General features: G+C 68.7%; 29 protein-coding genes. 14 read left to right on the top strand and 15 right to left on the bottom strand.

Annotation, left to right across the window (positions count from 1 at the left end; translation table 11 throughout):
• Positions 1-291: 291 nt before the first annotated feature.
• Positions 292-1,134 (top strand): helix-turn-helix domain-containing protein, encoded by an 843-nt coding sequence (locus ABZX61_RS63865; protein WP_355212632.1) that lies wholly within the window; start codon positions 292-294, stop codon positions 1,132-1,134.
• Between the two features lie 74 nt (positions 1,135-1,208).
• Positions 1,209-1,820: a dihydrofolate reductase family protein gene (locus tag ABZX61_RS63860; protein ID WP_350742379.1), complete on the top strand. Its 612-nt coding sequence runs from the start codon at positions 1,209-1,211 to the stop codon at positions 1,818-1,820.
• Positions 1,821-1,915: 95 nt separating this feature from the next.
• Here the strand turns inward: ABZX61_RS63860 and ABZX61_RS63855 are convergent, their stop codons facing one another.
• Positions 1,916-2,380 carry a tetratricopeptide repeat protein gene (locus ABZX61_RS63855; protein ID WP_355212628.1) on the bottom strand — a complete coding sequence of 155 codons (465 nt, stop codon included), beginning with the start codon at positions 2,378-2,380 and terminating at the stop codon, positions 1,916-1,918.
• Positions 2,381-2,594: 214 nt separating this feature from the next.
• Entirely contained in the window at positions 2,595-3,746 is a 1,152-nt protein-coding gene (locus ABZX61_RS63850) for an FAD-dependent oxidoreductase (protein ID WP_355212625.1), read from the bottom strand.
• Positions 3,747-3,838: 92 nt separating this feature from the next.
• Here ABZX61_RS63850 and ABZX61_RS63845 point away from each other — a divergent pair, with 92 nt between their 5' ends.
• Together ABZX61_RS63845 and ABZX61_RS63840 are read left to right on the top strand one after the other, a co-directional pair.
• Complete coding sequence (locus ABZX61_RS63845) at positions 3,839-4,330, top strand: RNA polymerase sigma factor (protein ID WP_355212622.1); 492 nt, start codon at positions 3,839-3,841, stop codon at positions 4,328-4,330.
• Complete coding sequence (locus ABZX61_RS63840; RefSeq protein WP_355212619.1) at positions 4,327-4,809, top strand: hypothetical protein; 483 nt, start codon at positions 4,327-4,329, stop codon at positions 4,807-4,809. The genes ABZX61_RS63845 and ABZX61_RS63840 overlap by 4 nt, the downstream gene beginning before the upstream one ends.
• A 69-nt stretch (positions 4,810-4,878) precedes the next feature.
• Here the strand turns inward: ABZX61_RS63840 and ABZX61_RS63835 are convergent, their stop codons facing one another.
• Entirely contained in the window at positions 4,879-6,132 is a 1,254-nt protein-coding gene (locus tag ABZX61_RS63835) for a sigma-70 family RNA polymerase sigma factor (protein WP_355212616.1), read from the bottom strand.
• On the bottom strand, positions 6,129-6,488 hold the full coding sequence (locus ABZX61_RS63830; RefSeq protein WP_350742390.1) for a YciI family protein: 360 nt from the start codon (positions 6,486-6,488) through the stop codon (positions 6,129-6,131). The genes ABZX61_RS63835 and ABZX61_RS63830 overlap by 4 nt, the downstream gene beginning before the upstream one ends.
• 337 nt (positions 6,489-6,825) lie before the next feature.
• Here ABZX61_RS63830 and ABZX61_RS63825 point away from each other — a divergent pair, with 337 nt between their 5' ends.
• From ABZX61_RS63825 to ABZX61_RS63815, 3 genes are all read left to right on the top strand, one after another.
• Entirely contained in the window at positions 6,826-7,308 is a 483-nt protein-coding gene (locus tag ABZX61_RS63825) for a hypothetical protein (RefSeq protein ID WP_355212612.1), read from the top strand.
• Between the two features lie 80 nt (positions 7,309-7,388).
• Complete coding sequence (locus tag ABZX61_RS63820; protein WP_350742394.1) at positions 7,389-7,604, top strand: hypothetical protein; 216 nt, start codon at positions 7,389-7,391, stop codon at positions 7,602-7,604.
• Positions 7,605-7,760: 156 nt separating this feature from the next.
• Positions 7,761-8,219, top strand: coding sequence for a hypothetical protein (locus ABZX61_RS63815; RefSeq protein WP_350742396.1), 459 nt, complete (start codon positions 7,761-7,763; stop codon positions 8,217-8,219).
• Between the two features lie 4 nt (positions 8,220-8,223).
• On the opposite strand, the gene ABZX61_RS63810 is transcribed toward ABZX61_RS63815, so the two are convergent.
• Both ABZX61_RS63810 and ABZX61_RS63805 read right to left on the bottom strand, forming a co-directional pair.
• Complete coding sequence (locus tag ABZX61_RS63810) at positions 8,224-8,460, bottom strand: hypothetical protein (RefSeq protein ID WP_355212609.1); 237 nt, start codon at positions 8,458-8,460, stop codon at positions 8,224-8,226.
• A gap of 99 nt (positions 8,461-8,559) precedes the next feature.
• A complete protein-coding gene (locus tag ABZX61_RS63805; protein WP_355212607.1) occupies positions 8,560-9,342 on the bottom strand; it encodes a glucose 1-dehydrogenase in 783 nt (260 codons plus the stop codon).
• Positions 9,343-9,428: 86 nt separating this feature from the next.
• Here ABZX61_RS63805 and ABZX61_RS63800 point away from each other — a divergent pair, with 86 nt between their 5' ends.
• Positions 9,429-10,280: a helix-turn-helix transcriptional regulator gene (locus ABZX61_RS63800; protein ID WP_355212604.1), complete on the top strand. Its 852-nt coding sequence runs from the start codon at positions 9,429-9,431 to the stop codon at positions 10,278-10,280.
• Positions 10,281-10,387: 107 nt separating this feature from the next.
• Here ABZX61_RS63800 and ABZX61_RS63795 read toward each other — a convergent pair whose 3' ends face one another.
• Complete coding sequence (locus tag ABZX61_RS63795) at positions 10,388-10,954, bottom strand: GNAT family N-acetyltransferase (RefSeq protein ID WP_355212601.1); 567 nt, start codon at positions 10,952-10,954, stop codon at positions 10,388-10,390.
• Between the two features lie 14 nt (positions 10,955-10,968).
• Here ABZX61_RS63795 and ABZX61_RS63790 point away from each other — a divergent pair, with 14 nt between their 5' ends.
• Both ABZX61_RS63790 and ABZX61_RS63785 read left to right on the top strand, forming a co-directional pair.
• Entirely contained in the window at positions 10,969-11,400 is a 432-nt protein-coding gene (locus ABZX61_RS63790) for a hypothetical protein (protein ID WP_355212598.1), read from the top strand.
• A 516-nt stretch (positions 11,401-11,916) separates the two neighbouring features.
• Positions 11,917-12,243 (top strand): hypothetical protein, encoded by a 327-nt coding sequence (locus ABZX61_RS63785; RefSeq protein WP_355212595.1) that lies wholly within the window; start codon positions 11,917-11,919, stop codon positions 12,241-12,243.
• Between the two features lie 269 nt (positions 12,244-12,512).
• Here ABZX61_RS63785 and ABZX61_RS63780 read toward each other — a convergent pair whose 3' ends face one another.
• Complete coding sequence (locus ABZX61_RS63780; protein WP_355212593.1) at positions 12,513-13,142, bottom strand: isochorismatase family cysteine hydrolase; 630 nt, start codon at positions 13,140-13,142, stop codon at positions 12,513-12,515.
• A 218-nt stretch (positions 13,143-13,360) separates the two neighbouring features.
• Positions 13,361-14,575, bottom strand: coding sequence for an FAD-dependent monooxygenase (locus ABZX61_RS63775; RefSeq protein ID WP_355212591.1), 1,215 nt, complete (start codon positions 14,573-14,575; stop codon positions 13,361-13,363).
• Between the two features lie 179 nt (positions 14,576-14,754).
• Here ABZX61_RS63775 and ABZX61_RS63770 point away from each other — a divergent pair, with 179 nt between their 5' ends.
• Positions 14,755-15,990, top strand: a complete 1,236-nt coding sequence (locus tag ABZX61_RS63770; protein WP_355212588.1) for a helix-turn-helix domain-containing protein — start codon at positions 14,755-14,757, stop codon at positions 15,988-15,990.
• A gap of 48 nt (positions 15,991-16,038) precedes the next feature.
• Here ABZX61_RS63770 and ABZX61_RS63765 read toward each other — a convergent pair whose 3' ends face one another.
• The 4 genes from ABZX61_RS63765 to ABZX61_RS63750 all read right to left on the bottom strand — a co-directional run bounded on the left by ABZX61_RS63765 (position 16,039) and on the right by ABZX61_RS63750 (position 19,954).
• The gene (locus ABZX61_RS63765) at positions 16,039-16,848 is read right to left on the bottom strand and encodes an alpha/beta fold hydrolase (RefSeq protein ID WP_355212586.1); all 810 of its coding nucleotides are present in this window, start codon (positions 16,846-16,848) and stop codon (positions 16,039-16,041) included.
• A gap of 1,373 nt (positions 16,849-18,221) precedes the next feature.
• Complete coding sequence (locus tag ABZX61_RS63760) at positions 18,222-18,380, bottom strand: hypothetical protein (protein ID WP_355212583.1); 159 nt, start codon at positions 18,378-18,380, stop codon at positions 18,222-18,224.
• A 30-nt stretch (positions 18,381-18,410) separates the two neighbouring features.
• Positions 18,411-19,670: an FxsB family cyclophane-forming radical SAM/SPASM peptide maturase gene (locus ABZX61_RS63755; protein WP_355212580.1), complete on the bottom strand. Its 1,260-nt coding sequence runs from the start codon at positions 19,668-19,670 to the stop codon at positions 18,411-18,413.
• A gap of 80 nt (positions 19,671-19,750) precedes the next feature.
• A complete protein-coding gene (locus ABZX61_RS63750) occupies positions 19,751-19,954 on the bottom strand; it encodes a hypothetical protein (RefSeq protein WP_355212577.1) in 204 nt (67 codons plus the stop codon).
• Positions 19,955-20,632: 678 nt separating this feature from the next.
• On the opposite strand from ABZX61_RS63750, the gene ABZX61_RS63745 reads away from it, so the two are divergent.
• A complete protein-coding gene (locus ABZX61_RS63745) occupies positions 20,633-21,223 on the top strand; it encodes an HD domain-containing protein (protein WP_355212574.1) in 591 nt (196 codons plus the stop codon).
• 313 nt (positions 21,224-21,536) lie between these two features.
• Entirely contained in the window at positions 21,537-22,004 is a 468-nt protein-coding gene (locus tag ABZX61_RS63740; RefSeq protein WP_355212571.1) for a hypothetical protein, read from the top strand.
• Between the two features lie 204 nt (positions 22,005-22,208).
• On the opposite strand, the gene ABZX61_RS63735 is transcribed toward ABZX61_RS63740, so the two are convergent.
• Together ABZX61_RS63735 and ABZX61_RS63730 are read right to left on the bottom strand one after the other, a co-directional pair.
• Entirely contained in the window at positions 22,209-22,469 is a 261-nt protein-coding gene (locus ABZX61_RS63735; RefSeq protein ID WP_355212569.1) for a hypothetical protein, read from the bottom strand.
• A gap of 140 nt (positions 22,470-22,609) precedes the next feature.
• The gene (locus ABZX61_RS63730; protein ID WP_355212566.1) at positions 22,610-23,701 is read right to left on the bottom strand and encodes an IS982 family transposase; all 1,092 of its coding nucleotides are present in this window, start codon (positions 23,699-23,701) and stop codon (positions 22,610-22,612) included.
• Positions 23,702-23,771: 70 nt separating this feature from the next.
• On the opposite strand from ABZX61_RS63730, the gene ABZX61_RS63725 reads away from it, so the two are divergent.
• Positions 23,772-24,161, top strand: coding sequence for a hypothetical protein (locus tag ABZX61_RS63725; protein WP_355212563.1), 390 nt, complete (start codon positions 23,772-23,774; stop codon positions 24,159-24,161).
• The last annotated feature ends 141 nt before the right edge of the window (positions 24,162-24,302 follow it).

The following is a 24,302-nucleotide window of genomic DNA, read 5'->3' as shown; positions in this document are numbered from 1 at the left end:
GGCACGCAACCGGTTTTGGGCCCCTCAAAGCAAGAGTCAGCACGCATGGGGTTCCGGAAGTTGGTGTCCTGGAACAGGCACATCGGAATCGAGCTGCCCGGGGGCTTGTCCGGCGTTCGGCTCTCCGCCGCCGGGAGCGGCTTGCGCGGCGTTCGGCGCGGTGCCGAGAACGGCCATGAGGGCGGCCGCGGGGATCGCGGCGGTGGCGACAACAGCGGTGAGTGGTGTTGATCACTTCGAAGCCGGCCGGGGTGGGGCTGAGCGGGCACCCTCGTCGGTCACACTGACTCCATGGAATACGTCGTCCGGGTGCCCGCGCCGCCGCTCGACCGGTTCATCGACGACATCTACTGCCTGACCGGAGTGCCGCGCCACCGACGGATGAACGTCCCGCCGATGCCGTCCGCGCACCTGTACATCAACCTGGGCGGACCCGTCCGCCTGTGGGATTCCGATCCCTCGGTGCCGCCGGCAGTGCTCACCGATGGGTGGTTCATGGGGGTATGGACCAGGCGTTTCCTCTTCGAGTACCCCACACCGGTGCGGCTCGTCGGGGTGCACTTCAAGCCTTGGGGGATCTCGCCGTTCGCCGACATGCCGGCGACCGAACTGCGGGACCGATGGGTGCCGGTCGACGCCGTCTGGCAACGGTCCATGGATCGGATCCGCAACCAGGTCGGCGACGTCACGTCGGCCGCCGAGGCGCTGCGGGTGTTGGAGGAGGAGCTGCGATCGCGGCTTGCCGAGGCGCCGTCGCGCGGTCTCGACCTGGTCCAGCACACAGGCTGGTGTTTGGAGACCTCCTACGGCGTGGTGCCGGTGGGTGCGCTGGCCGATGCCGCCGGGGTGAGTGGCAATCACCTGGCCACGCAGTTCAAGTCTCATGTCGGGGTCACCCCGAAGCGGGTGGCGCGGATCTACCGGTTCGCGCGGCTGATCGTGTCCGTGGACGCTCTGCGGCCGGTCGACTGGTCGCAGCTCGCCCACACGGCGGGCTACTTCGACCAGGCCCACTTCAGCAGGGAGTTCAAGGACTTCACCGGCCATACCCCGACGGAATACCTGGACCTGCGGCGCCGGTTCCCCGCCGAGCGGGGATTCCCGCCGGACAGCGGGCCGATGCCCGCCGATTGATTTTTTACAAGCCCACTCGCCCCTGAGGGCAGCAGGATCGGGGGCGAACGCGCAAGGAGATTCCAGGAGAACCTGTGGGCACAGTAATCATGCACAACGTGGTGTCGGTGGACGGCTTCATCGCCGACAAGAACGACGACGTCGGGCCACTCCACGATTGGTACTTCAACGGCGACATCCCGATCACCGAAGGCGGCGACCAGCAGTACGACCATTCCGGAGTCGGAAGCGGCATCAAGGTCTCACGTGCATCGGCGGAGTACGTCCGGTCGACGTGGGAGACGATCGGCACGATCGTGATGGGCCGCCACCTGTTCGACCTGGTGAACGGCTGGGAGGGTCGGCCGCCCGCGGGTGACCACGTGGTCGTGGTGTCCCACCGGCCCAAGCCTGAGGGCTGGCACCCCGAGGCTTCGTACCATTTCGTCGATGGCGTGACGGCTGCGATCGACAAGGCCCAGGAGCTCGCCGGGGAGCGAACCGTCGCTGTGAACGCCGGCGACGTGGGCAGCCAGATCCTGGCGGCCGGCCTCGTGGACGAGGTGGCGATGGACGTGGCGCCGGTGGTGTTCGGGTCGGGCAAACGCTACTTCGGCAGCATCGATGGGCAGCATCTGCTGGAGGATCCCCACGTGGTCATCCAGGGCGAAGGGGTGCTGCACCTGAGGTTCAAGGTGCGCCGTTAAGGGGTGCTGAGACTGCTCCGATGAGCATGGCTCAAGGATCTAGGCCCGCCGGGGATCACCGTGCTGGAGACCCTGGAGGTCCTGGCCTGAGGACGTCAGATGGTCTCACCCAACTGCCCGGCCACCTGCTCCAGGCCACCCTTGATGAGCCGCCCGTAGTCGTCGTCGCCAAGCACGCCGATCCCGTCCCGCGCCTGCTGGAGGTGCTCACGGGCGCGATCGAGATCGCCCAGCTTGCGATAGCACTCACACAAGTTCAGGTGCAACGACGGATACAAGCCGGCCACCGAAAGCGGCACCCCGGCTTCGGCCACCCGCTCATCGGTGATCAGATCGGCGGCGGCAAGCGCTCGCAGATCCCACATCAGCTCCTCATGCACGTCGTCCTGCACGTCGGCCATCGAGTGGGCAAGAACGCAAACATGCAGCGGATCGCCTTGCTCGCCGCCGATGTCATCCCAGATCTGCGCGAACAGGTCGCGAGCAGCTTCACGCTGACCTTGGTGGTGATGCAACTCCACCCCCTGGCCGATCCGGGTCATCGTCGGGTCGGTCGTCACGAGCGGCTCCTTGATCGTCGCGGGCAAGCGCGGTCAGCCTACTCGCCTGACGCGGCTCAAAAGCCGCCATGCGGTTGACCAGCAGGTTCGCTTGAGCAACCTGGGCACGCGACGACCTCCGGGTGCTGACCGACATTCCGGCCGATCAGCCCCCGAGTGCTGTCTGGTCCCAGCCGAGCATGTTCACCGGGACCGACCTTGATCGTGGCGAGAATCAGACCCGCATGTGGGCCTCAGCGAGCATGGGGGTTTCGCCGAGCTGCTGGAGGGCGAGTTGCGCAGCGCTGATTCCGACCTCGGCCAGCAGTCCCGGCGCGGCTGATTGGTCTGTGGCCACGGCGAGGGAGTCACCGCGGCTGACGGCCGGGCGGTCGTGCCATGTCGTCCCGGGCAGGTCGATGGCTCCGGTGCAGTCCGTGCGCAGGGCGCTGCGGTACCACTGCAGCGCCGCGCGCCAGCCGGGCCAGGACTCGTCGAGAAGATGCTGAACGCGGCGTTCGGCGTCGGCTTTCCGCTCGCCTGGGGCGCAGGCGGCGGAGATCTGGATGAGTTCGTGTCCGGGCGGGGCCAGGGTGGGGTCGGCGAGGCCGTAGCGGGCGGCGTAGATCCGGGCATCGAGGTCCATCACCCGGAACCAGTCTGGGCCGCGGTCGGCCCGCAGGCCCAGGTCGACTGTCGTCACGCGGGCGCCGGGCCAGGTGAGCGATCGGTCGCCGGTCAATTGGCGCGCCGTGGCCAGGCTGGTGGCCAGGATCGTCGGGCCCGCGGGCAGGGCAGGCACCCGTGTCCGGGTGCTTATCTGCGCGCCGAGGCCGGCTGCCCGCTCGGCCAGAAGATCGACCAGGGTGGACCACCCGCCGGTCACGTACCGGACGCCGCCGGCCATCGCCCGGCGCAGGCGCTGGTGGGCGAACGCGGCCGAAAGCCGCCCGGGGTCGTGGTCGAAGGTGAAGATGAAGACCACTCCGACGATGGCCTCAGCCATCCTGGCGTCGACGTGCCGGAGCAGCCATGCGCGCAACGATTCCTCTGCCGGCGCCTCGGTGGGTAGCGCGGCGATGACCTGGCTGAGTTCGGCCGGCCACGGTCCGAGCCGGCCTCCGGCCCGGACGAGGGTGGCCTGGCGCGGCGCCTCCACGATGGGCGGGGTGAGGCCGCGGCGCTCCAGCCAAGCCCACCATGGCCCGTCCACGTAGATCGCGTGGGTACCGAGATTGGCCCGGTAAGGAGCCGCCAGCGTGCGTGCTCGCCCACCTGGCCGCGGATTTGCCTCGGCGACGGTCACCCGCCAGCCGCGTTCGGCCGCCTCGATGGCGGCGGTGAGCCCGGTCAGGCCGGCGCCGACGATGTGCAGATCTGGTTTCACAAGATAGCCCCTTCTGCGTGATGTCCTCCTGGCTGGAAAGTGGCGGGGAATCCGTGAAAGGTTCCGGCTGATGTTCTTGTAATCTTCCTGGCGTGGACCCCGAGAACGTCGCCGCCGCTCAGCAGGGGGACGCGCTCGCGTTGGACCGGCTTCTCGACGAGCTGGCCCCGTACGTCCGCCGATTGTGCGCTCGGATCGCCCCGGCGGCGGCCGACGATGCCACGCAGGAGGCCCTGCTGGCGGTCTTCCGGGGCCTGCCGTCGCTGCGCGCCCCTGAAGCGATCATGACCTGGGTCCGGTCGGTCACGGTCCGGACGGCGATCCGGCTCGCCCACCGGTATGACCTGGAGGTCGCCGCGGAGGAAACGCTCATGGCCGGCCACGTCTCCTCTCAGGAAGGGCTGGTGGACATCGATGACGCCCTGGCGCGCCTGCCTGTCTCCCAGCGTGCTGTGCTGATGTTGCGTACGCAAGAAGGCCTCAGCGAACAAGAGATCGCCGACACGTTGGGGATCCCGATAGGAACCGTGAAATCCCGGCTGCATCGGGCCAGGGCCGCGTTCCGGGAGGTGTGGGAATCGTGAACGATCCTGTGGCGCACCCCGATATCGACCCGATCGACCGCCTGGCCATTCTCGCGGCCGCCTTGCCCGGCGCCGTTGTCGGGCAGCGCCGCATCGCCGCCCCCTTCGAGGCTGTGTGGCAGGTCGTCGCGGACCTGGAACACGCCACCCCCCGCTACGAGCCCGGCGTCGCCCACGTGCGCGTCATCGAGCAGCGCGGCGAGTTCCTGCGCCTGCTGGTGCAGGACAGCGCCGGCCGCGAGGACGCGATGGACGCCAGGCTCCGGCCGGGCTGGTGCCTGATGCAGTCCGCCACAGTCGTCATCGCCTTCGCCGCCCGCCGCCTGGGCAGCGAGACCCTGCTGGCGCATCTTGAGCACCGGCGCGGGCAGACCCCGGAACCCGGCCAAAACGGGTCGCACCACCGCCGCGCCGCCCTCGCGAAAATCGACCAGGAGCTCCACACCATCGAAAGTCTCGCTGCCCACTATGGGCCCTGAGGTCCGGGGTATCTCTCCAGGACGGATGAGGCAGCCCCCGACGAGGACCGGCGGGCGGGAGCCCCGTACCTATGCCCGATGCGGACCGGCGAGGCGCTCGGCCAGGAACTCGCGCTCGGCCTCGTTTCCGGTCAACTCCAGCGCCTGGCGGTAGGCGATCGAGGCCTCCTCCCGGCGGCCCAGCCGATGCAGCAGGTCCGCCTTGATCGCCGGTAGGTACTGGTATCTCGCGAGCCGGCCGTCCTTCTCCAGCTCCGCGACCTCTTCCAGCGCCCGCGCCGGCCCGGAGACCATCGACACCGCCACCGTGCGGTTCAACGCCACCACCGGTGACGGCCACACCGACAGCAGCTCGTCGTACAGGGTCACAATCTGCGGCCAGTCCGTCCGGTCGTAGGACGGCGCCTCGGCGTAGAGGGAGGCGATCGCGGCCTGCAGGACATAGCGGCCCGGTCGCCCGCCGCGCAGCCCGTCCACGATCAGGCCGTGCGCCTCGGACATCGCCGAACGGTCCCAGAGCGATCGATCCTGGTCCTCCAGACGCAGCAAGCGACCCCCCGCATCGACCCGGGTGGCGCGCCGGGCATCGGTGACCAGCAGCAGCGCGAGCAGCCCCCGCACCTCCCGCTCGTCGGGCATCAGCTCCCGCAGCGTCCTGGCCAGCCGTATCGACTGGTCCACCAGGTCCGTACGCACCAGCGATGCGCCGGACGGCGCGGTATGCCCGGCGGTGAACAGCAGATGGATCACGCCGAGCACCGCGCGCAGCCGATCCGGCAGCTCAGCGCGTTCCGGCAGCCGGAAGGGGATCCGCGCGGCCGAGATCTTCTTCTTCGCCCGGGTCATCCGGGCGGCCATCGTCGGCTCCGACACCAGAAGCGCCCGGGCGACATCGGCGGTCGTCACCCCGCACACCAGCCGCAGCGTGAGTGCCAGCTGCGCCTCCTGCGCCAACGCCGGGTGGCAGCACATGAAGATCAGCCGCAACCGCTCGTCCGGCACCACGTCCTCCGGCTCGACGGTGGCCGGCTCGTCCTCCGCTTCCTCGGGCTCCACCAGCAGCGGAAGTTTCGAGCGGAACGTCTGCCGGCGCCGCACCGCGTCCATCGCGCGGCGCTTGGCCGCGGTGGTGAGCCACGCCTGCGGCGTGTCCGGGATCCCGTCGCGGGCCCAGCTCGCCAGGGCCGCGGCGTACGCCTCCTGCACGCACTCCTCGGCCAGGTCCAGGTCGCGCGCAACGCCCGCCGTCGCGGCGAGCACCAGGGCCCATCCGCGACGGTACGCGTCCGCGACCGCCGATTCGACGTCCGCCGGGGACGTCATGCCGTGGCGGGCCGATCCGCGATGAAGCCGCCTTCGACGGGCCGCACCTCGACACCGCCGCCCTGCTGGGTGGCGGGATTGGCCCGAGCGATCTTCAGAGCGGCGTCCAGGTCGGGCGCCTCGATGATGGCGAACCCGGCGATGACCTCCTTGGCGTCGACGAACGGGCCGTCCGTCACCACGTCGCCGCGGATCGAGGTGGCTGTGTCGGCGGGCTGCAGCGCGAATGCCGCGACCAGCGCGCCGGAGTTCACCAGGTCCTCGAAGTGGCGCTCATGGGCCTCCCGCGCTCCGGGAACGACCTCGGCCTCGTCGATGTGGGCCTTCGTGTGGATGAGGATCGCGTACTGAGCCATGGTGGCTGTCCTTCCAGGTGCTTGTTACTGGCTTACACCCTTATGTCGAACGGCCTGCCCGGATTCGACAACCCACCGCCGTGGTGATGGCCGTGCCGGGTGGGTGTGCGGCGCGCCCCGCCGGACGCTAAAGTTCGCGATCAACGACTGTGTTGTCGCGCCTGCCATCTCATGCGCCAAGCACGTCGGCAGTTGCCGGAGCGACGACCAGAGGACGTGGGTGGCCAGCCAGAGCAGAGGACGGCCGGGCTGGCTTCATGTCGGCGCGCTCGAAGGTCGCGTCCACAGGGCATGGGGTCCGGGCACGTTCCCTCCTGCCGAAACCCTGCTGGCGATCATGACGTTGTCCGCGGTGCCGCGCGCCTTGGGCACCCGGCTGGCCGCTCATCTGGGCGGCGGGATCGTCGTGGGACCCGGGGCCGTGCCGGACTTACCGGGCTTCGAGCATTTGCGGGGCATCCCGCTGCCCGTTCAGCAGGGCGGGTGGGAGCGCAGCGCCGGCGTTTACGACCCGAGGCGGCGCATGATCGGGGTGGGCAGCGTGCCGTCGCCGTCGGCGAGCGTGGCGGGCCATGAGCTGGGGCACGCGGCCGACGACATGGATGGCATGCCGTCCCGGACCCCGTTCTGGACGGCCCTGCACGCCGCGAGCGCCGGACGCCTCGCCCCGCCTTACCGGGCGGCGGTCACCGAGCTGTACGCCGAAGCCTTCGCCTGCGTGCTGGTCCGGCGGGCCCGGCGGCTCATCGAGCTGTTCGGCGATGAAGACGCGGCCCGGCAGGCTTATGCCTGGTTCGCGGGACGGTACGGGAGCCGCTGAGCGGCACCCCTGCCGATGGCGCACCGGGCCGCTATGCTGGGCAGAGAACCGTGGCAGATGGGACGGAGGGGATGAAGCACATGACCGCGATCATGCTGGCCGGCGGCGTCCTTCGCGTCCCGACCTCCACCGTGCTCCCCGACGGCACCCGCATCGACGGCACCAGGGACATCACGCCCGACGCCCCGGACTACCACGACTGGCTGCCGCACGCGATCGACGAGGAAGCCTCCTGGCACGGTGACCGTGACGACGAGGACATCCTGCGACGCTGGCGGGCCGCGGCCAGCGCCTGATCGTCCGCGGGCCGTGGCCGGCCCCCGGACCTGTCCGTCACCACCACGCGATCAGGCGGCCTGCAGCCGCCATGCAAGCGACGCCTGATCAACTACCGGCATCGCAACGGACAAGGCCGGTCCAGCAGGCTCCGGCCATCAGCATGAGGAAGAAAGATGGCATCGATCGTCTTCGGGGCACTCGCCGTCATCGCACTGATCGTGGGCGTGGTGCTGTTCCTCGTGTTGAGGCGGAAGCCGCAGACCCGGGCCGGGGCGTATGTCAGCGCGGCGTGCCTCTTCCTGGCCGCGGGCGTGCTCACCATGGGCTTCCTGTCGTTCGCGAGCCTGGAATCCGCCTCGCTGCGGACCTTCACGCCGGAGGAGCGCGCGGCGGCGCTGCCGTGCAACGCGACGGTCCTGGGGGCCGAGGAGACGTCCAACAAGCTCAACGGACGCTACATCTGGATGTTGCGGCTCCGCGTGACCCCTCAGGCCGGCGAGCCTTACGAGATCGAGCGCGCGGCCCGGCTCACCTCGTCCATGGGGGAGCGCCTGGAGCGGGGGAACGCTGTGCTCGCCTGCCTGGTGGCCCCCACCGACCACACGCGGATCGAGATCTCGGCCCTGGCCTGAGCCGTCAGCCGTGGTCAGGCGGCTCGAAGCGCTCCTTTCTGACCTCGGGCCAGGCCTCCATCCTGACGACGAAGAGCTGGCTGGTGTCGCGCCCGCTGAGCTCGGCCGCCAGGTCGGAGAGTTCGTCGATCCAGCCCTTGCAGCCGACGTACGGCAGCTTCGCGTACGCCGGTCCGCTCGACAGAGCCCGACGGGCCGACTCGTCGGAGTCCGCCGTGAAGTAGTCGACCAGGACGCCCATGGCCGAACACCTTATCGATCATCGTCTCTGGGCGGCCTGTTGCCCCGAAAACGCGAGCAACGCGCCGAGATCCCACCTTTAGAGACGGGACGTCGCAGGTCAGGCGCGTGCGCCGCCGTCCACCCTGAGGACGGTGCCGGTCACGAAGGAGGCGCGGTCGCTGAGCAGCCAGGCGGCGGCCTGGGCGATCTCGTCGGGATCGGCCGCGCGGCGCAGCGGGGTCCGGGCCTTGAGCCGCTCGACGAGACCGGGGGAGTGCTCCTCCCATGTACGGATCATCTCGGTCAGCGTGTTGCCGGGGGCGATGGCGTTGACGCGGATTCCTTCGGGGCCGTAGGTGATGGCGGCCGACTCCGTGAGGCTGTTGACGGCCCGCTTCATCGCCCCGTAGGCGGGCAGTTCGGGGTTGCCCATCAGGCTGCCGATGCTGGAGTTGTTGACGATGGCTCCCGTGCCTGCGGTGGCCCGGATGGCGGCGATCTCGGCGGTCATGGCCAGCCACGGGCCCCTGAGGTTCACGGCGTAGAGGAGGTCGAAGTCGGCCTCGTTCACCTGGTCGATCGGGCCGGGCGGCGTGATGGTCGCGCCGTTGTTGAAGGCGACGTCGAGCCGGCCGTACAGGTCCACGACGCGATCGACGGCGGCGCGCACACTGGCGGCGTCGGCGAGGTCGCACACCACGTAATCGGCGGTGCCACCCGCCGCCCGTACCTCCTCAGTCACCGCTTTCAGCTGTTCCTCCGTACGGGCCGCGAGCAGCACCCGGGCGCCCTCCCGGGCGAACAGCCGGGCCGCGGCGGCGCCGATGCCGCGCCCGGCGCCCGTGATGAAGGCGACCTTGCCTGCCAGCAGCCCCATGGACGTGTCGTTGGCGTTGTGCATGACAGCCAGCCTGCGCCAGTGCGCCGGGCTTATCCAGGTACAACCGGTACATGCCAGGACCGCGCACATTCGTGCAAGCTGGGAGTGTGGACAGACAAGAACTGGCGGCCTTCCTGCGCAGCAGGCGCGAGCGGATCATCCCCGCTGACGTGGGGCTGCCTGCCGGGCCGCGCCGCCGTACGCCCGGGTTGCGCCGCGAGGAGGCGGCGCAGCTGGCCTTCATCTCGACCGAGTACTACACCCGGCTGGAGCAGGCCCGCGGTCCGCGCCCGTCGCAGGAGGTGCTGGCCGGGCTGGCCCGGGCCCTCCGCCTGTCCGATGCCGAGCGCGACCACCTCCACCGCCTCGCCGGCGCACCGCCCGCCCCCGCGCCGGGGCCCTCGCGCGAGGTGCGCCAGAGCATCCTCGACCTGCTGCGGCGGCTGCCGCAGGCCGCCGCGATCGTGACGTCCGCGATGTACGAGATCATCGCCTGGAACGACCTGGCGGCCGCGCTCATGGAGGACTTCTCCGCCCTGTCGCGGCGCGACCGCAATCTGGTGCGCCGCGTCTTCCTCGGCCCGCACCCTCAGGGACGGCGGTTGTACGGGGTGTCGGATGCGGATGAGTTCGCCCGCTCTTCGGCCAGCCACCTGCGCGCCACCGCCGCCCGCTACCCTGACGACCCCGAGGTGGCCGAGCTGGTGCGTGAGCTTCACGAGGGAAGCGAGGAGTTCGCCCGTCTGTGGGACTCCCACGACGTGGCCGGCGCACCCATGATGACGAAGACGTTCCAGCATCCGCTGGTCGGCCCGGTCACCGTCAACTGCGACGTTCTCGACATCACCGACCGGGACCAGCGGGTCGTGATCTACACCGCCGTCCCCGGTTCGCCGTCCGAACAGGCGCTGCGCCTGCTGGCGGTCGTCGGCACGCAACGCATGGACGTTCCGACCTGAGATTTCCCGGTCGGGTGCCCGCGGGCTCGGGTCGGCTGCGATCCTTATTGATAGCGGATCGAGCAGGCCGCTGCCGGCCGGTCCCGCAGTCCCGGCGGTCGCTCGCTTCACGCCGGATCGACCACCCTGCTCACGATCCACGCGTGCTTCCCGACCTGCCGGCCGCGGGCGAATCCGTACTGTTCGAAGAGCTCGACCGTCGCGCTGAACAGGAAACGGCCCGGCGCCTCGCGGCCGGTGGTCACCTCGGAGATGGCCTCGACGAGGCCGCCCCCGGCCAGGGCGATCTGGTCGAGCGCGCCTTCCAGGGCCATCCGTGCGACGCCCTGGCCGCGATGCCGGCCGTCGACGTAGAAGCAGGTGATCCGCCAGTCCGGGCGGGGCGGCGCTTCCTTGTCGTACGCGCGCCGGTGCTTGATGCCGGGGAGCTCATCGGGGCTGCCGTACTGGCACCATCCCTGGGCGGCGCCATGCTCGTCGAGGACGAGCGCCGCATGAGCGCGACCCGTACGGACCCGGTCCTCCTTGACGGCGCGACGGCCGGCCCCCCTCTGGTTGCCCTCCGGATGAAAACCGACGCACCAGCACCCGCCGAAGATCCCGTTGTTGCGCTCGACGAGCTCCGCGAAGGCGGCCCAGGTAGCGGCGTCCAGGGGCCGGACCGTGTACGACATATGGATACCTTCGCATGTCCGCCGGAGGCCCCCTGCTGTTAGCCGCTCTCGTGGTGATCGCCTGGGCCGTCCACCGCCGTCCCAGGCAACTCGCCGACCACGAGCAAACGGCGGTGACGGGTAGTGACGTCATGGCCGTCATCCTCGGTGGATGCGGGCATGGCGGGCCTCACACCGGGCGCTTGGCGCCCGATTCGCCGTCAGCCAGCACCATGGCGCACTGCGGCGGGCGGACCACGTTCGTGTTCGCGGACGACCCGGCGTTCGCACTGGCCGGAGTGGTGCACAGCGACAGCAAGGTAACCAGGGCGGCTGCCGAGGCGGCGGTACGGCGAGTCCAGGTACGGGTCTGCATGCGGCTCTCCAGTCGGCCGATGAGCACGACGGTACTGCCTCCCAGCATCGGCGCCGGGGCCTGGCCCGTCCACCCCCAGAACGGTGAGTAGTCGGTGAAGGCGTCGGGCCGGATTGTGGTCCACTCGCCCGTTGGACGCCGGGCTTGACCGGGAAGGAGCGCCATCGCTCAGCAGCACCGAGACCGGATGAAATCCCAGGAAGCTCGGCCCATGGCCTGGGCCTCCGATCACGGACGCCCTCCACCCCCGGCTCGTAGACAAGAGGAGACGATCCTGGCTGCCGCGGATTCTCGGGCTCAAACGCACCCCTTACGATGGCCGGTCATGGGAACGGACTGGGTGCCCGCGGCGGTACGCGACCACGCCGACCTCGCCGAACTCGAACACCTCGTCTGACGCACGCGCCCTCCATACGCAGGGCACATACGCACGCAACGACGTGGACCAGCGGCTGCGCGCCCTGCTGATCATCGACACCGACGCGGATGGCGCCTGGCCGAGCCATCGGGTGGCCGTCATCGGTCACAACCCCTTGTTCCCGCCCGAGTGGCGGCAGGCCGCCTGGTCGACCCTCCTGCCGGAAGAGCTTCGGGTGTGGTCGGCGCGGTGGCGCCACTGGTACGACTCCGCGATCTCGTGTCCGCTCTCCCACCCCCGCCCCTCATACCTGCTCGCGGCCCGCCCCCGCGCAACCACGCAGAGGACCGGGAGGGCTCCGGGCAGGCGGCCTGCGAAGAGACGGTGGCCGGGCACCGCGCCGTGCTGGAGCGTGTCGCGCGCGAGTTCAGCCGTACGGTGCCGAGCCGGTTCAAGCGCAACCCCCGCTGGTCGCCCGGCCAAAAAGAACTCTTGCCCGACACCTGGTTGGAGGAGTTCTTCGCCTGGCTGGACCCGGTGGTCCGGTCACGCCGGGGCCTGTACCTGTGGTTCTGACCACTTCTGACCTGCCGCCGCGGGGTACAGCGCGATCGGCGGCACGGGACGGCGCTTGAGTAACCACACGCCTTTGCGTACCGGGAACTCAGGCCCGCTCGGCGAGTCGCTCCGGTACCGACCAGGACGGCGAGTGCCCGCCACCCCGGCACACTGCCGGATGACGACGCCGGCTGCCCCGACACGAAGGCGGGGCCGGGGTCGATCGGTCGCGCGGCAGGCCCGGAACCTCGGCGGCGGATCCATAGGCGTGGCCTGCCGCTGATCGCTTACTGAGCGGACCGAATCGTCGTGAGGAGGTCCGCCGTCGTCGTGATGGCGTGTGCGTAGGTCGGCCCGTTCAGCTCGTGAGCCGCGTGCAGCATCTCCGCGGTGAAGGCCGCGGTCGCGTCCCGTACCAGGGTCACGTGGTATCCGAGCTCCATGGCGTACCTGCCGGTCGACTCGATGCAGGTGTTGGCGAGCAGGCCGATGATGATGACGTGGGTGATGCCGTGCTGCCGGAGCATCAGGTCGAGATCGGTGTTGGCGAAGCCGCTCTGCGCCCAATGCTCCTTGACGACGACGTCGCCGTCCTGGGGGGCGAGATCGGGGTGCCATTCGCCGCCCCAGCTGCCTTTCGCGAAGGTATGGCGTTCCTGGATCCCGCGCTGGGTGGGGTTGGGATGGTTCCAGTCGTCGTAGTCCCCGGGTTGCCACTGCCGATGCGGAACGACGAACACCTGGATCCCGGCTTCTCGTGCGGCCGCTATCACCGCGCGTAGATTGTCCAGAAGCCCCACGTGCTGGGCGACCTCCTTCAACCGGGGCCAGATCTTCCCGCCCTCGGACAAGAAGTCGTTATAGGGATCGACCAGGAGGACCCCGGCCCGGCTGAGTTCGTAGGACGTGCTGGTCATCGCGCAGTGTCAGGGTTGTTCACCGCGGTCGGCTGGCTTCGTGCGGCGACTCTGTTGTGCATCGGTGTGTGCCTGTTCACGCCTGTGGTGTACCCCGGTCCCGGGCCGAGCTCGGCGATGCGGTCGAAGTCTTGACAGGCTCTTTGTCCGTCCCGCTCGCATCAGCACCATGCGGACGGCCTCGTCCTTGAACTCATGGGTGACGGGCTATTCGAGGCTCAGTACGCCGCGAGCGTGAGCGCGTTGGCGGCCTCGTTGAGCGGCTTCATGATCGGCCGCATCGCCAGATCCTTCCACGGCAGGCGGCTGACCAGCCGCATCATCGTGGTCTGCATCTTGATCTGCCGCGGGCTGCCTGCGACCATCTGTGCGGCGTTGCTCGCGCCGAGCGCCACGTTCACGTCCACGTACCCGCGCATCGCTTCCCGATATCCGGCATAAGCCGCACGATGGTCGCCCGCCGCCGCGCTCATTTCACCGGCGAGCACGTACGCACCCACCAGCGCGAGGCTGGTGCCCTGCCCGGACAGCGGGGACGGGCTGTAGGCAGCGTCGCCGACCAGGGCGATCCGGCCGGTGGACCAGTGGTCCATGCGAACCTGGCTGACCGGCGTGAAGTAGAAGTCCGGCGAGTGCGGCATGGCTCGCAGCAGCGTGTCGCTCTCCCATCCGACGCCGGCGAACGCCTCGGTCAAGATGCGCTGCTGCGCGGCCCTGTCGAAGCGGTCGGGCAGGACAGCAGGGCTCGGGAAGACGAACTGCGCCTTCGCGGTGTCGGGCCTGGTGGCGTAGACGTTCACGACCTTGCCGGGCGTCGGATAGAGCAGCTCCCAGTGGTCGAGTCCGAGGTGGTTGGGGACGGTGAAGACGGCCGCGTGCATCCCGAGGGGGTGGACGTAGCGCTCCTGCGGGCCGAAGGCCAGGCGGCGTACGGTCGAGTGCAGGCCGTCGGCGCCGATGACGAGGTCGAAGCGGCGTGGCGGGGCGTGGCGGAAGGTGACGTCGACGCCGTCGGGGCCTTCGTGGAGGCCGGTGATCGTGTCGCCGAACAGGTATTCGCAGCTGTCACGTGTCGCGTCGTAGAGGAGCCGGGCGAGGTCGCCACGCATCACCTCGTCGTCGCCGGGAGCGCGCATGCCGATGAGGTCGGGGCCGAGGTTGGCCAGTGGCTTGCCGCTCTCGGCGACCCACGAGCCGCCGCGGATGGCGGTACTTGCCCGCCGTACGGTCTCCAGCATGCCCATCCGCTCGACGACCTGCATGGCCACGCCGCGCAGGTCGACCTTGTAGCCACCGTCGCGAAGCTCGGGGGCCAGCTCGACCACGGTGGGGGTGAATCCGTAGCGGCGCAGCCAGTAGGCCAGAGCGGGGCCGGCCACGCTGGCGCCGGAGATCAGAACGGTGCGGTTGGCGAGTCGCCGTGAGTTCGTCATGCCAAGAACCGTAACGGAATTGCCAGAGTTTTGGCAACTAGTTTCCTACGCTGTTTGCCAGGCGACCTGGCGCGGTTAGCCAGCTTGGCAAAGATTTGCCAAGCGTGTATCGGGTGGCTAGCATGAGCTGCGGCAGAGGGCCGGTCGGCCCGCGCTCTCACCTGGCAAGGAGACGACAGATGCTGACGCAGCCCGCCTTCGGCCGACGGCTCAAGCAGCTGAGGACCGAACGCGGCCTGACCCAGGCCGAGCTCGCGGGCGAGGGGATGTCCACCGGATACCTCTCCCGCCTGGAGTCCGGGGCCCGGCCCCCCACTGACGAGGCCGTGGCCCACCTGGCCCGCCAGCTCGGCGTCGCCCCCGAAGACCTGGCCGAACCGCCGGACTGGTCGCTGGCGCGCAGCCTGGCCGCCACCGTCGGACTCGACGTGGACGAGGCCGGCGAGCTGCTGGCCCGAGCCCTGCGTACGGCAGGCAGCGAGGACCCCCTGCTGCGCTGGCAAGCGCTGTGGCAAGTCGCCGAATGGCGACGCCACAACATGGAGCACGCCGAGGAGCGCAGCTGCCTGGACGAGTTGGTGGCGCTCGCCGAACAGCTCGACCTGCCCGAGTTGCGCGCCCGAGCACGGGCGCGACTGGCGCGCGCACAACGCGGGGCGGGCCAGGTTCCGGCCGCGGTCGAGACCGCGATCAGCGCCTACCGCCTGGCCGTCGACGAGGGCCTGACGACACGCATCGTGGCCGACACCCTCCTGGCACTGGTGTCCTCGCTGGCCGAGGCGGGCCGGATGGCCGAGGCCCGCCAGCACGCCGACGAACTGCTCACCGTGGTCGCGAGCTTGCCCGCCGGCAGGCTCCTGGCGGAGGCGGCGTGGACCGTGGCCGGCGTCCGGCTCCGCCAGGGCGAGCCCCAGGTCGCGCTGAAGCTGGTCAACGACGCTCTGGAGCAACTCCAAGGCCGCCTCGACCCGGCCATGTGGGTGCGGCTGCGAATCGTCGCCGCCCGCCTCCACCTCAACTTGACCCCGCCCGAGACCGAGCCGGCGCGGCGCCGTATCGAGGAGGTCGAGGCGTGTCTGCCGTTCGCCGGCACGCCCACGGTCGAGCAGGAACTGCTCGCGCTACGCGCACGCCTGGCCTTCCACACCGGGCACACCGACGAAGCCCGCACCCTGCTCGACCGACTCGCCGACGCGCACGACCACCTGGACTATCAGGAGCAGATCCGCCTGGACGTCCTGCGCAACCAGCTCCTGCTGCTGGGTGGCAAGCAGGACGAAGGCATGCGGGGCCTTCGAACGCTGGCCGAGCAGGCGCAGGAGCGCGCCAACTTCGACCTGGCCGCGGAGATCTGGCGCCACGCCGCCGAGTCACTGGCTCGAGCCGGCGGCGAGAACCAGTTCCCCGGAGTCTGAGCGCAGGGATACGCGCTCCAGCGCACCCCCACCAGCCGTCATGGCCCCTCATAGAGCGGTCAGGCCGGGTCGGGTTGGGCGTGGGTTCGTATGGCTGTCCGTCCTCGACTCTCGCGTTGGGCGCGCTCGCCGACGAGATGTTGTTGCGCGCTCTGCAGAGCGTTCCGAGCCGCTCGTGCCGCAGCCCTGGCAGCGAGAAGATCCCGTACCCGGTGCGATGGCTGGTTCTGGCAAGGAGCGCCCCAGGTGTGTGGTGGCCAGTTCGCCGACGACGGGTATCTTCAGCGCTTCCCACATCCACGTGCCCGGCAGGTCCAGGCCGGTGGCGTCCAGCAGGGCGAGCTTGCTGACGCGGTCCGGGTGGCGCTGGGTGAACGCCAGGGCCCAGCCGCCGCTCCAGGAGTTGCCCGCCAGTCCGGCCTGCCGTACGCCGACAGCGTCCATGAACGCACCGAGAGCGGTGGTCATGGCGGCCAGGTCGTAGCCGAAGCCGGGGTCCTTGAGCCGGGTGTAGCCCTGGCCGGGCAGGTCGACCACATACACGGTGTGGTCGCGGGCCAGCACACTGACCTGGTCCTTCCAGCCGATCACCGAGGTGCCGCCGGGCGAGATCAGGATCACCGGGGAGCCGGAGCCGGCACGGATGTAGTGGAAACGTGCCACTGCGGTGTCGGCGTACTTCGAGCCCATCATGTCCAGGTACGGCGAGCGGAACTCGGCCTGGGCGGGCTGCCAGCCGTAGGCGCCGAACAGCAGCAGTGCCACCAGCACCGCGATGGCGGACAGCAGCCACCGGCACAGCCGCTTGCGCTGGGGGCGGTGGCCGGAGGCGGGGGATCGCCCGTCGAGTCGAACCATGATCATCCTTCACTTGGCCGTCGGTGCCTTCCCAGACGGGCGAGTGATGGGAGGTGTGACAGTTCACGTGTGTGATCCGGCTCACGCACTGCGCGGATGTACGGTACGGACGGCATGAACACGCCCGTGAGGGAAGTCCCTCGACATGCAACCCCAACAATGCCGTGGCCGCGCCGCGCGACTTCACCGCCACCAGGTCGGCCAAACGTGCTTCGAGGCACCGGCGGAGCGCCACCTGCCCATTTGCAATGAACGCGTCCTGGACGGCTGCCGCGTCCCGCCCCGGATGCTGCGCTCCACCCGCCTGGTCGACCCCATGGACCCAAACTCGTCGCGGTGACCTTCGGGATGGACCCCAAGGGCGTCATGATCTATCTCGCCGACCATGTTCATGAGGGCCGCCTACTCGACCAGAACGAAATAGGATCATGATCCGATCTCCGCTTGCGGGCCGCGTGCCGCCCCCGGCACCGACGTTCTGGAAGGCGGCTTCACCTTCGGACTGGATCCGCACTGAGCGGCGTGGCCGTCCGGCACCCCAAACGGCCCCAAAGAAGGCGCCCCGGCCTTCGAGCGGGAGTTCGCCCAGTTGTACAAGGAGACGCCGCGGTACGTCTTCTCCGGCACCCTTCAGACCGTCCCCGAAGGGGTCACGATCGTCCGTCGCAAGGACGCCGCGTCCGTGGTGACGCGCCTCAAACGGGAGATCGACGGCACCCTCCAGCTCGGCGGCCCCGAGCTGGCCACCTCCCTGCTGGACCTGATCGACGAGTTCTGGGTGTACGCGTTCCCCCGTGATCGTCGGGGGTGGCAAGCCGTACCTGCCTGTGGGAGAAGCACTGCGGCTGCGCCTGGTCGAGCACTGTTCCTTCGCCTCAGGAACCATGTTCCGGCGCTACGTACGACCCTGACCGACCAGGAAGCGGACCCCGCGCGGGTGCCCCACGAGGGGTGGCCGTACGCCCGTGCGCGGTCCTGGACGAAGTGGCGCCCGCGTCACTGTTCGGCACCACCTTGCACAGGTTGGCGAAGGATTCGTTGGAGGCGATGGCGACGGGGGCGCCGTCTTCGCGTTCGGTGAGGACTTGGAACAGCAGGTTGGCCTGCGACGATCAACGCATCGCGCTCATGGCGCGTTCGACCTTCTCGCTCGGATACGACGTTGTCCCGACCAGCCGACAGCCGGAAGCGTTTCGGTCGACGCCTGACCGAGGAACGGATGAGGCCCTGACGATCGCCGGAGGTGGCCGGCCTCTCGTACGGGCTGGGGCGATCGCCGCCGCTCGATGGATGCCTGAGGCAGCGTGACGGCGGAAACGCTGACGTACGAAACGTACGACCGGGCACTGAGCGAGATTCTTGGGGAGGGGTTTTCACATGCCGTCCACCAGAAGCGACATGATGGTCGCTTGCAGTGGGGGGTGCATGAGCCGCTGGATGGTGGATTCGATGACGACCTCAAGCATCACGGTGTCGTGGTGGTGCCGTACGGCGGCGAGTCGTGCTCGTTCCTCAAGGGTGTTGTACGGCACGTCAACGTCCTTGGCCGCCGACTCCAATTCTCAGTCGGCCGCCGCCCGCTCGGCCCTCAACCGTTCCACGTCGGTGAGCGCCCGGTCGCGGATGTGGCAGATCAATTTGGCCAGATCGGCGCAGTAGACGGAAGGATTGAGAAATCCCGAGTCGGCGCGGTATCGAGTGCTGTACTCGCCGGCCCCGCAGATATCCCGGATCGAGCAGGAAACGCAGATCGGCGACAGGCCGGCCACCTTTCGTTGCCGGGCGACGACGCCCGGAAGGAGTCGCGCGTCGTCGAACGTGTTACGAAAAACGTCCAAGCCGGTGTAGGGGGCGCCCTCGTAGGCGGACTTCAAAGCGTCGCCGAGTTCGATGGTTCCGTCGCTTTCGATGACGATGAGCTGGAACGGGTTGAGCCCCAGCCCTTCGGTGTAGGCATGACCGCCGAGGCACAACGTCATGATGTTCTCGAAGAGCCTGACACCGGCCGGAAGCGGCACCGTGGAATACCAGCGCTCGAAGATCGGTATCAGCCAGTCCGCATACGCGGTGCCTCCGTCCCCGGCGGTCCATCCCGGTGGAGGAGACGACCAATTGCCGAGCGGCAGCAGGAAGTCCACGGCCGGCGCCCCGGTGGCGAGCAGCGCCTCATAGGTGGTCAGGGGGTCGTTCTCCAGGTCGATGGTGCACAGCACAAGGTCGAAGAGGTCACGGTAATCAGGGCGGTTCAGAACCTCGATGCCGCGCATCACCTGGTCATAGCTGCCGCGGCCGTTGGCGTACTTGCGGTGACGGTTCTGGCCTTCCCTGTCGCCGTCGAGGCTGACCGTGACACCGATGCGGTGTTCGCGCAGGACGTTCAAGAGGTTCTCGTCAGAAAGGAGCACGCCGTTCGTGGTGGTGACGAGCCGCAGCGGGACCTCGGACGGCGCGGCGTTCCGGAACGCTCGCGCCGCGTACGCGAATTGATCCGCGCCGGCGAGCAGCGCTTCGCCGCCGTGCATCCTCACCGACGCTCCCGCAATTTCGTCGGCGTGAGCCCGCAGGTGCTCTCCGAGCCGGAAGGCGACCTGGTCGATCGTCTTGCGTGACATGGCCACCGGTTTGCTCTTCCAGCTCTGGTCGGCCATCTCGTACATGTAGCAGTAGTCACAGGCCAGGTTGCACCGGCCGTGGAATTTGAGAGCGAATTCCACGAAGGGCAGAGGGCGCCAGTACGGATCCTCAAGCGCCTGATCGGTCACGTCCTGAGTCGGCCATTCGGCAGCTCGCTCTTTCACCCGCACGATCGGTAGCTCGATCACGATGTCCTTCGCCTCTCTGCCCTTCGTGTCCCAGCAAGCCGCTACACGGCCCGATCAGCCACGGGAACGAACCCGCTCCGTCACCTGTTGAAAGTGCCCGCAGGACGGAAGACGTCGTCGTCGGCGGTCACCCGGTTCAGCACCGCACCGAGCGCGCTGTTCTGGTCGGTGGTCGCCGCGACCTCGGAGAGATTCGCCTGAGAGGACTCGGCAGCCGAAGCGGCACCGGCTGCTCCGACCCCGACCGCGGACGCGGCTGCGAAGGCAGCGGCCGTCAAGGCCACCTTCCGTACGAGATTTCCTTCACGTTCCGACATTGGATACCCCTTTCCATGCGGCTGGACATCGACCTGCCGCCATAGCGATTCCGACCCGCGGCAGGTGATGTCCTGTTAATCAAAGTTGATCACGACAGCGGGACAGTACCGCACCACGCCCACAGAGTCGCTACAAAACCGCTACACAGCCGATTCTTCGACGCCCGGCACTACAAGGTCATCCAAGGTCAGGGGCCAGAGACAGCCTCTTGATCAGCCGCGGTTATTCGACTCCCCAAAGCGGCCTTCTGGTAACGCACGGAGCGGGACAAAAGACCTTGACTGCCATGGATTTTCCCGTCCTGTAATCGCAGAAAGAATGCGCAAGTTGGGTCACGGGGTGTGGAGATCGTCGAGGCTGCTGCCGCGCATTGCTCCTGCGGCTTCGTCTACTGGGGCGGAACTGCCAGGGCGCTCACCATGTGCTCACGGAGAACTCCAGTCGGACGCAACCGGCGAAGCTGCCGGTCGTCTTCGTCTCCAACACGAGAGACACGCTCAAGGTCGACGATCCGCCAAGGTAGGGCTATCGGCTGGGCGCAACGGCGCGGGTTTGATCAGCGCGACCCCCGCATCGGGTATCACCGCAGGCATGCGGCCAAGGTCGGACATCGAGGCCTGACGGCCAGATGAAAAGTTGGACCCATGTTTCCGGAGACTCCCGCCGCCGTGGCCGCGCTGTCGGTGGCCACCCGTTTCTGCTCGCCCGCGCTGTTCAACCACTGCGTCCGCTCCTACCTGTGGGGAGCGATGTACGGCACAGCACACGGGATCGCCTTCGATGACGAGCTCTACTACGTCTCGGCGCTGCTCCACGACATCGGGCTGACGGAGGCTTTCGACAGCCATCGGCTGCCGTTCGAGGAGGCGGGAGGACAGCTGGCCTGGGTTTTCGGCGTGGCGGCCGGCTGGCCGGTTGGCCGGGCCGCCAGGGTCACCGAGATCATCATGCTGCACATGCGAGAGGACGTGTCCCCGGCCACCGACCCCGAGTCCCACCTGCTGCAGGTCGCCACAAGCTGGGAGGTGGTCGGACGGAGGCCGGAGGAGTTCTCGCCGGACGCCCGGGCGGAGATGCTCGTCCGCTACCCTCGGCTGGGATTCGGCTCGCAGTTCCTGGCGTGCTTCGAAGACCAGGCGAGGCGCAAGCCGGACAGCGCTGCCGCCGCATCGGTCAGGAACGACGTCGCGGGGCGGATCGCCGCCAACCCTCTCGAAGGCCGCCCACCCGCCTGACCTCCAAGGCCGCGAACTCCGCCGTCAGCCCTGCTTGGGTGCAACGGAGTCGACGACCGCGAACGTCTCTACGAATCCGTCAGCCGGCACTCGGCCCGGCCCGCCGAGGAAGCTGCCCTCGCTGATGGAGATCACCGCCTGCATGAGGTCGGTCCAGCGTTTCTCGGAGGGCGGTTCGCGAGTCGATGCCCTTTTCGTCGTTGGGGTTGGGTAAGGCCGGCTGGTTACGGGCTTGCCACGCATTTCGACAACACGGACGTGTCCCGAACCCGTCGTGGTGAACCCGGCCCGCCTGATTTTCGTCTGAGGAAATGTGCGTCGACTCACTCTGCTGACCCTCCTGCTCGCCGCCGGCTGTTCGCCCGAGGCGCCGTGTACCGCGATCGGCACCCCCGTCGGTGTGAGCTTGCACATTGCAGCTCCGCTTGCCGCCGAGGCCAGCGCCGCCACGATGGAGGTGTGCTGGGACGGTGCCTGCAAACAGGTCGGCGTCGAGTTGAGGCCGTCCACGCGGGCGGCCAGGGAGACCTGTTCCGGTGACAGTTGTCGGGCGGATGAAGAGCGGACCGGCGAGAAGAACGGGTTCGGTGACGTGGCGGGGCTGCCCAAACGGCCGGTGACGATCCGGCTGACGCTGCACGGCGCCGGCGCGAAGCCGCTGCTGGAACGCAGGCTCGAGGTCACACCGAAGGGACGTTTCCCGAACGGCCCGGAGTGCGGGGAAGGCGGCCCCAATGTGGTCCTCACGGTGGCGGCGGACGGGTCGGTACGAGAGGGATGACGGTGATCGGTTGTCATCTGGCCAGTACGTTCCGCGAGTTGATGTCCCTTTCGTCGTTGGGGTTGGGACAGGCCGGCCGGCCGGAGGCTCACCGGTCCGGCTATGGGCGCGGCTAGGTGAACGATCCCGGCTCGGTCTCGCCGAGGATGCCGCGGCTGGCCAGGCGTTTGAGCTTGGCGCGGACGTGCTGGATGTCGTTGCGCGTCAGAGCAGGGCCAGGCCACGGGCGCGCAGGGAACCGTCGACCTCGCCGAAGACGGTGAGAATCTGCCGGTAGGCGGGGTGATCGCGGACAGTCGGCGGCGGCGCGACCGGTTCGGCGAGGGAGATGAGGGTCTTGCGGCTGATCCGCAGGTGCTCGATCCCCCCGCTGAGTTCGCCCAGACGCGCGGTGAGAGCGTCGATATTCGCGTGGGCGGAATCCGATGGCTGGGGAGATGCCGAGGGCCGGAGTGATCGCGGCACGTCATGCGTACTCCGGGGGGCGCTGCCCGAACACTGCGACGACGCCCACGACGGGATGAGCGCGGCAGAGGCGTTCGGCTTCGAGAAGGCCCAGCGGCAGATCCGGCAGGACGCCTCCCAGGCCCTGGCTGACCCCCTTGTCAGGCAGGGCCTTCGGACGACGCTCCCCGCTGGGGCAGGGGCGTTGGGCGATGATCGGCGGCCCGGCCGCCGTCTCGGCACTCTCGCGGCGGGCGCGCTGGGCGGGCCCGCGAAAGCGACCGGCGGTTCGGCAGCGGTCCGCTGGCGCCTACATCTTCTGGAACGCTCGCCGGATCCCTAGATGATCTATTCCAAGGGGTCAGTGAGCGTAGGACGGTTTGTCCGGTGGCGTCGTTGTGCCAGATCGCGGCGGTCAGCGCGAGGATGCGTTGCATGACGCGGGCTATGACCCCTCCGGGTGTGCGCCCTCGGTGCCGTTCGAGGTCAAGCTGTCCTTTGAAGGTCTCGTTGATCGATTCGATGACCTGCCGCTGCGGCTTGAACAGGGCTGCAGGCCGTTCCCGTTCACCTTTACGGGCCGGCCGCAGCAACTGGACTCCACGCTCGGACAGTTCGTGTTCGAAACCACGGCCGAAGTAGTTCTTGTCGCCGATGAGAGTCTGTCGGGGGCGCTCTCGCAGAAGCTCGTATTCGGCTGCCAGGAGGTCAAGGAGGGTCTCGCGTTCGTCGGCCTTGGCCTCGGTCAGGGCGAAGGCGATGGGCAGGCCCTGAAGGGTGCAGACCAGGTGCAGGCGCAGGCCCCAGAAGAAGCGGTTGTGGCCGGCGCAGTAGCCGTATTCGGCCCAGCCTGCCGGGTCGGAGCGTTTGACGGTCTCGCGGGAGCGGCCGCATTCCACCGGGGTGGAGTCCACGACCCATACGTCGTCGCTCCACACCGAGGTGGTGGCCAGGATCCGGTTGACGCTTCGCATCAGACCGGCGGCCTTGCGCAGCCGCTTGTTGTAGCCGGGCTGCTGGGGCAGGTAGGGGAAGAGGTGGCGCAGGTGGGCACGGGCATGGCGGAGCCATTTGGCCTCGGAGGTGTAGCCGAGTATGGCCTGCATCCTAGCGAGGGTGACCAGTTCGGCATCGCTCAGGCGGGGCGTAATGCCGACCGGCGGGCGCCACGGCGCCAGGTCGGGATGCTCCTTCAGCATGTCGTCGGTCGTCGCATAGAGTGCTGACGCGAGGGTGCCCACGTCGTTCGCCATAAGACGATCTTGGACACCCTCGTTCTCGTCTCCGCAGGCACCCCTTGGACCACACCACCAGGAGGAACCAGTGTCATACCCGCAACTGCTCACCCCCGAGGAGAAGCTCGCCGACGCGAAGAAGCTGTTGAGCCTCCCGCGTATCGTCGTGATCTGCGGCTCCACCCGTTTCATGACCGAGATGAACGAGGCCGATCTGCGGGAGACCAAAGCCGGAAAGATTGTCGTCAAACCGGGCTGTGACATGAAGTCGCCGCACGAACTTTGGTCCGATCCTGTCGAGGCCGAGGCGCTGAAGGTGCGACTCGACGATCTGCACCGGGCGAAGATCCGGCTCGCTGATGAGGCGCTCGTAGTCGGCGACTACATCGGAGACAGCACCCGAGCCGAAATCGCCTACGCTCGGTCGCTGGGCAAGCCCGTGCGGTTCACGCACCCCGAAGTCGACCCTGACGCCTGACCGCCCACCCCCACACCCTCCGCAGGCACCCCTTGAAATTGGTCATCTAAAGGGTGTTGCAGAAAGTAGTTGAGCGGGCATCTTCTGTGTATGAGTGGGGTGTTACGGGCTGATCCTTTGTGGGTGGAGACGTTCACTGGG

The organism is Nonomuraea sp. NPDC003709, assembly GCF_040610775.1.
Taxonomy (GTDB): Bacteria; Actinomycetota; Actinomycetes; order Streptosporangiales; family Streptosporangiaceae; genus Nonomuraea; species Nonomuraea angiospora_A.
Note: the sequence above shows the minus strand (reverse complement) of the source record. Positions and strands in the feature narration are given on the sequence as shown.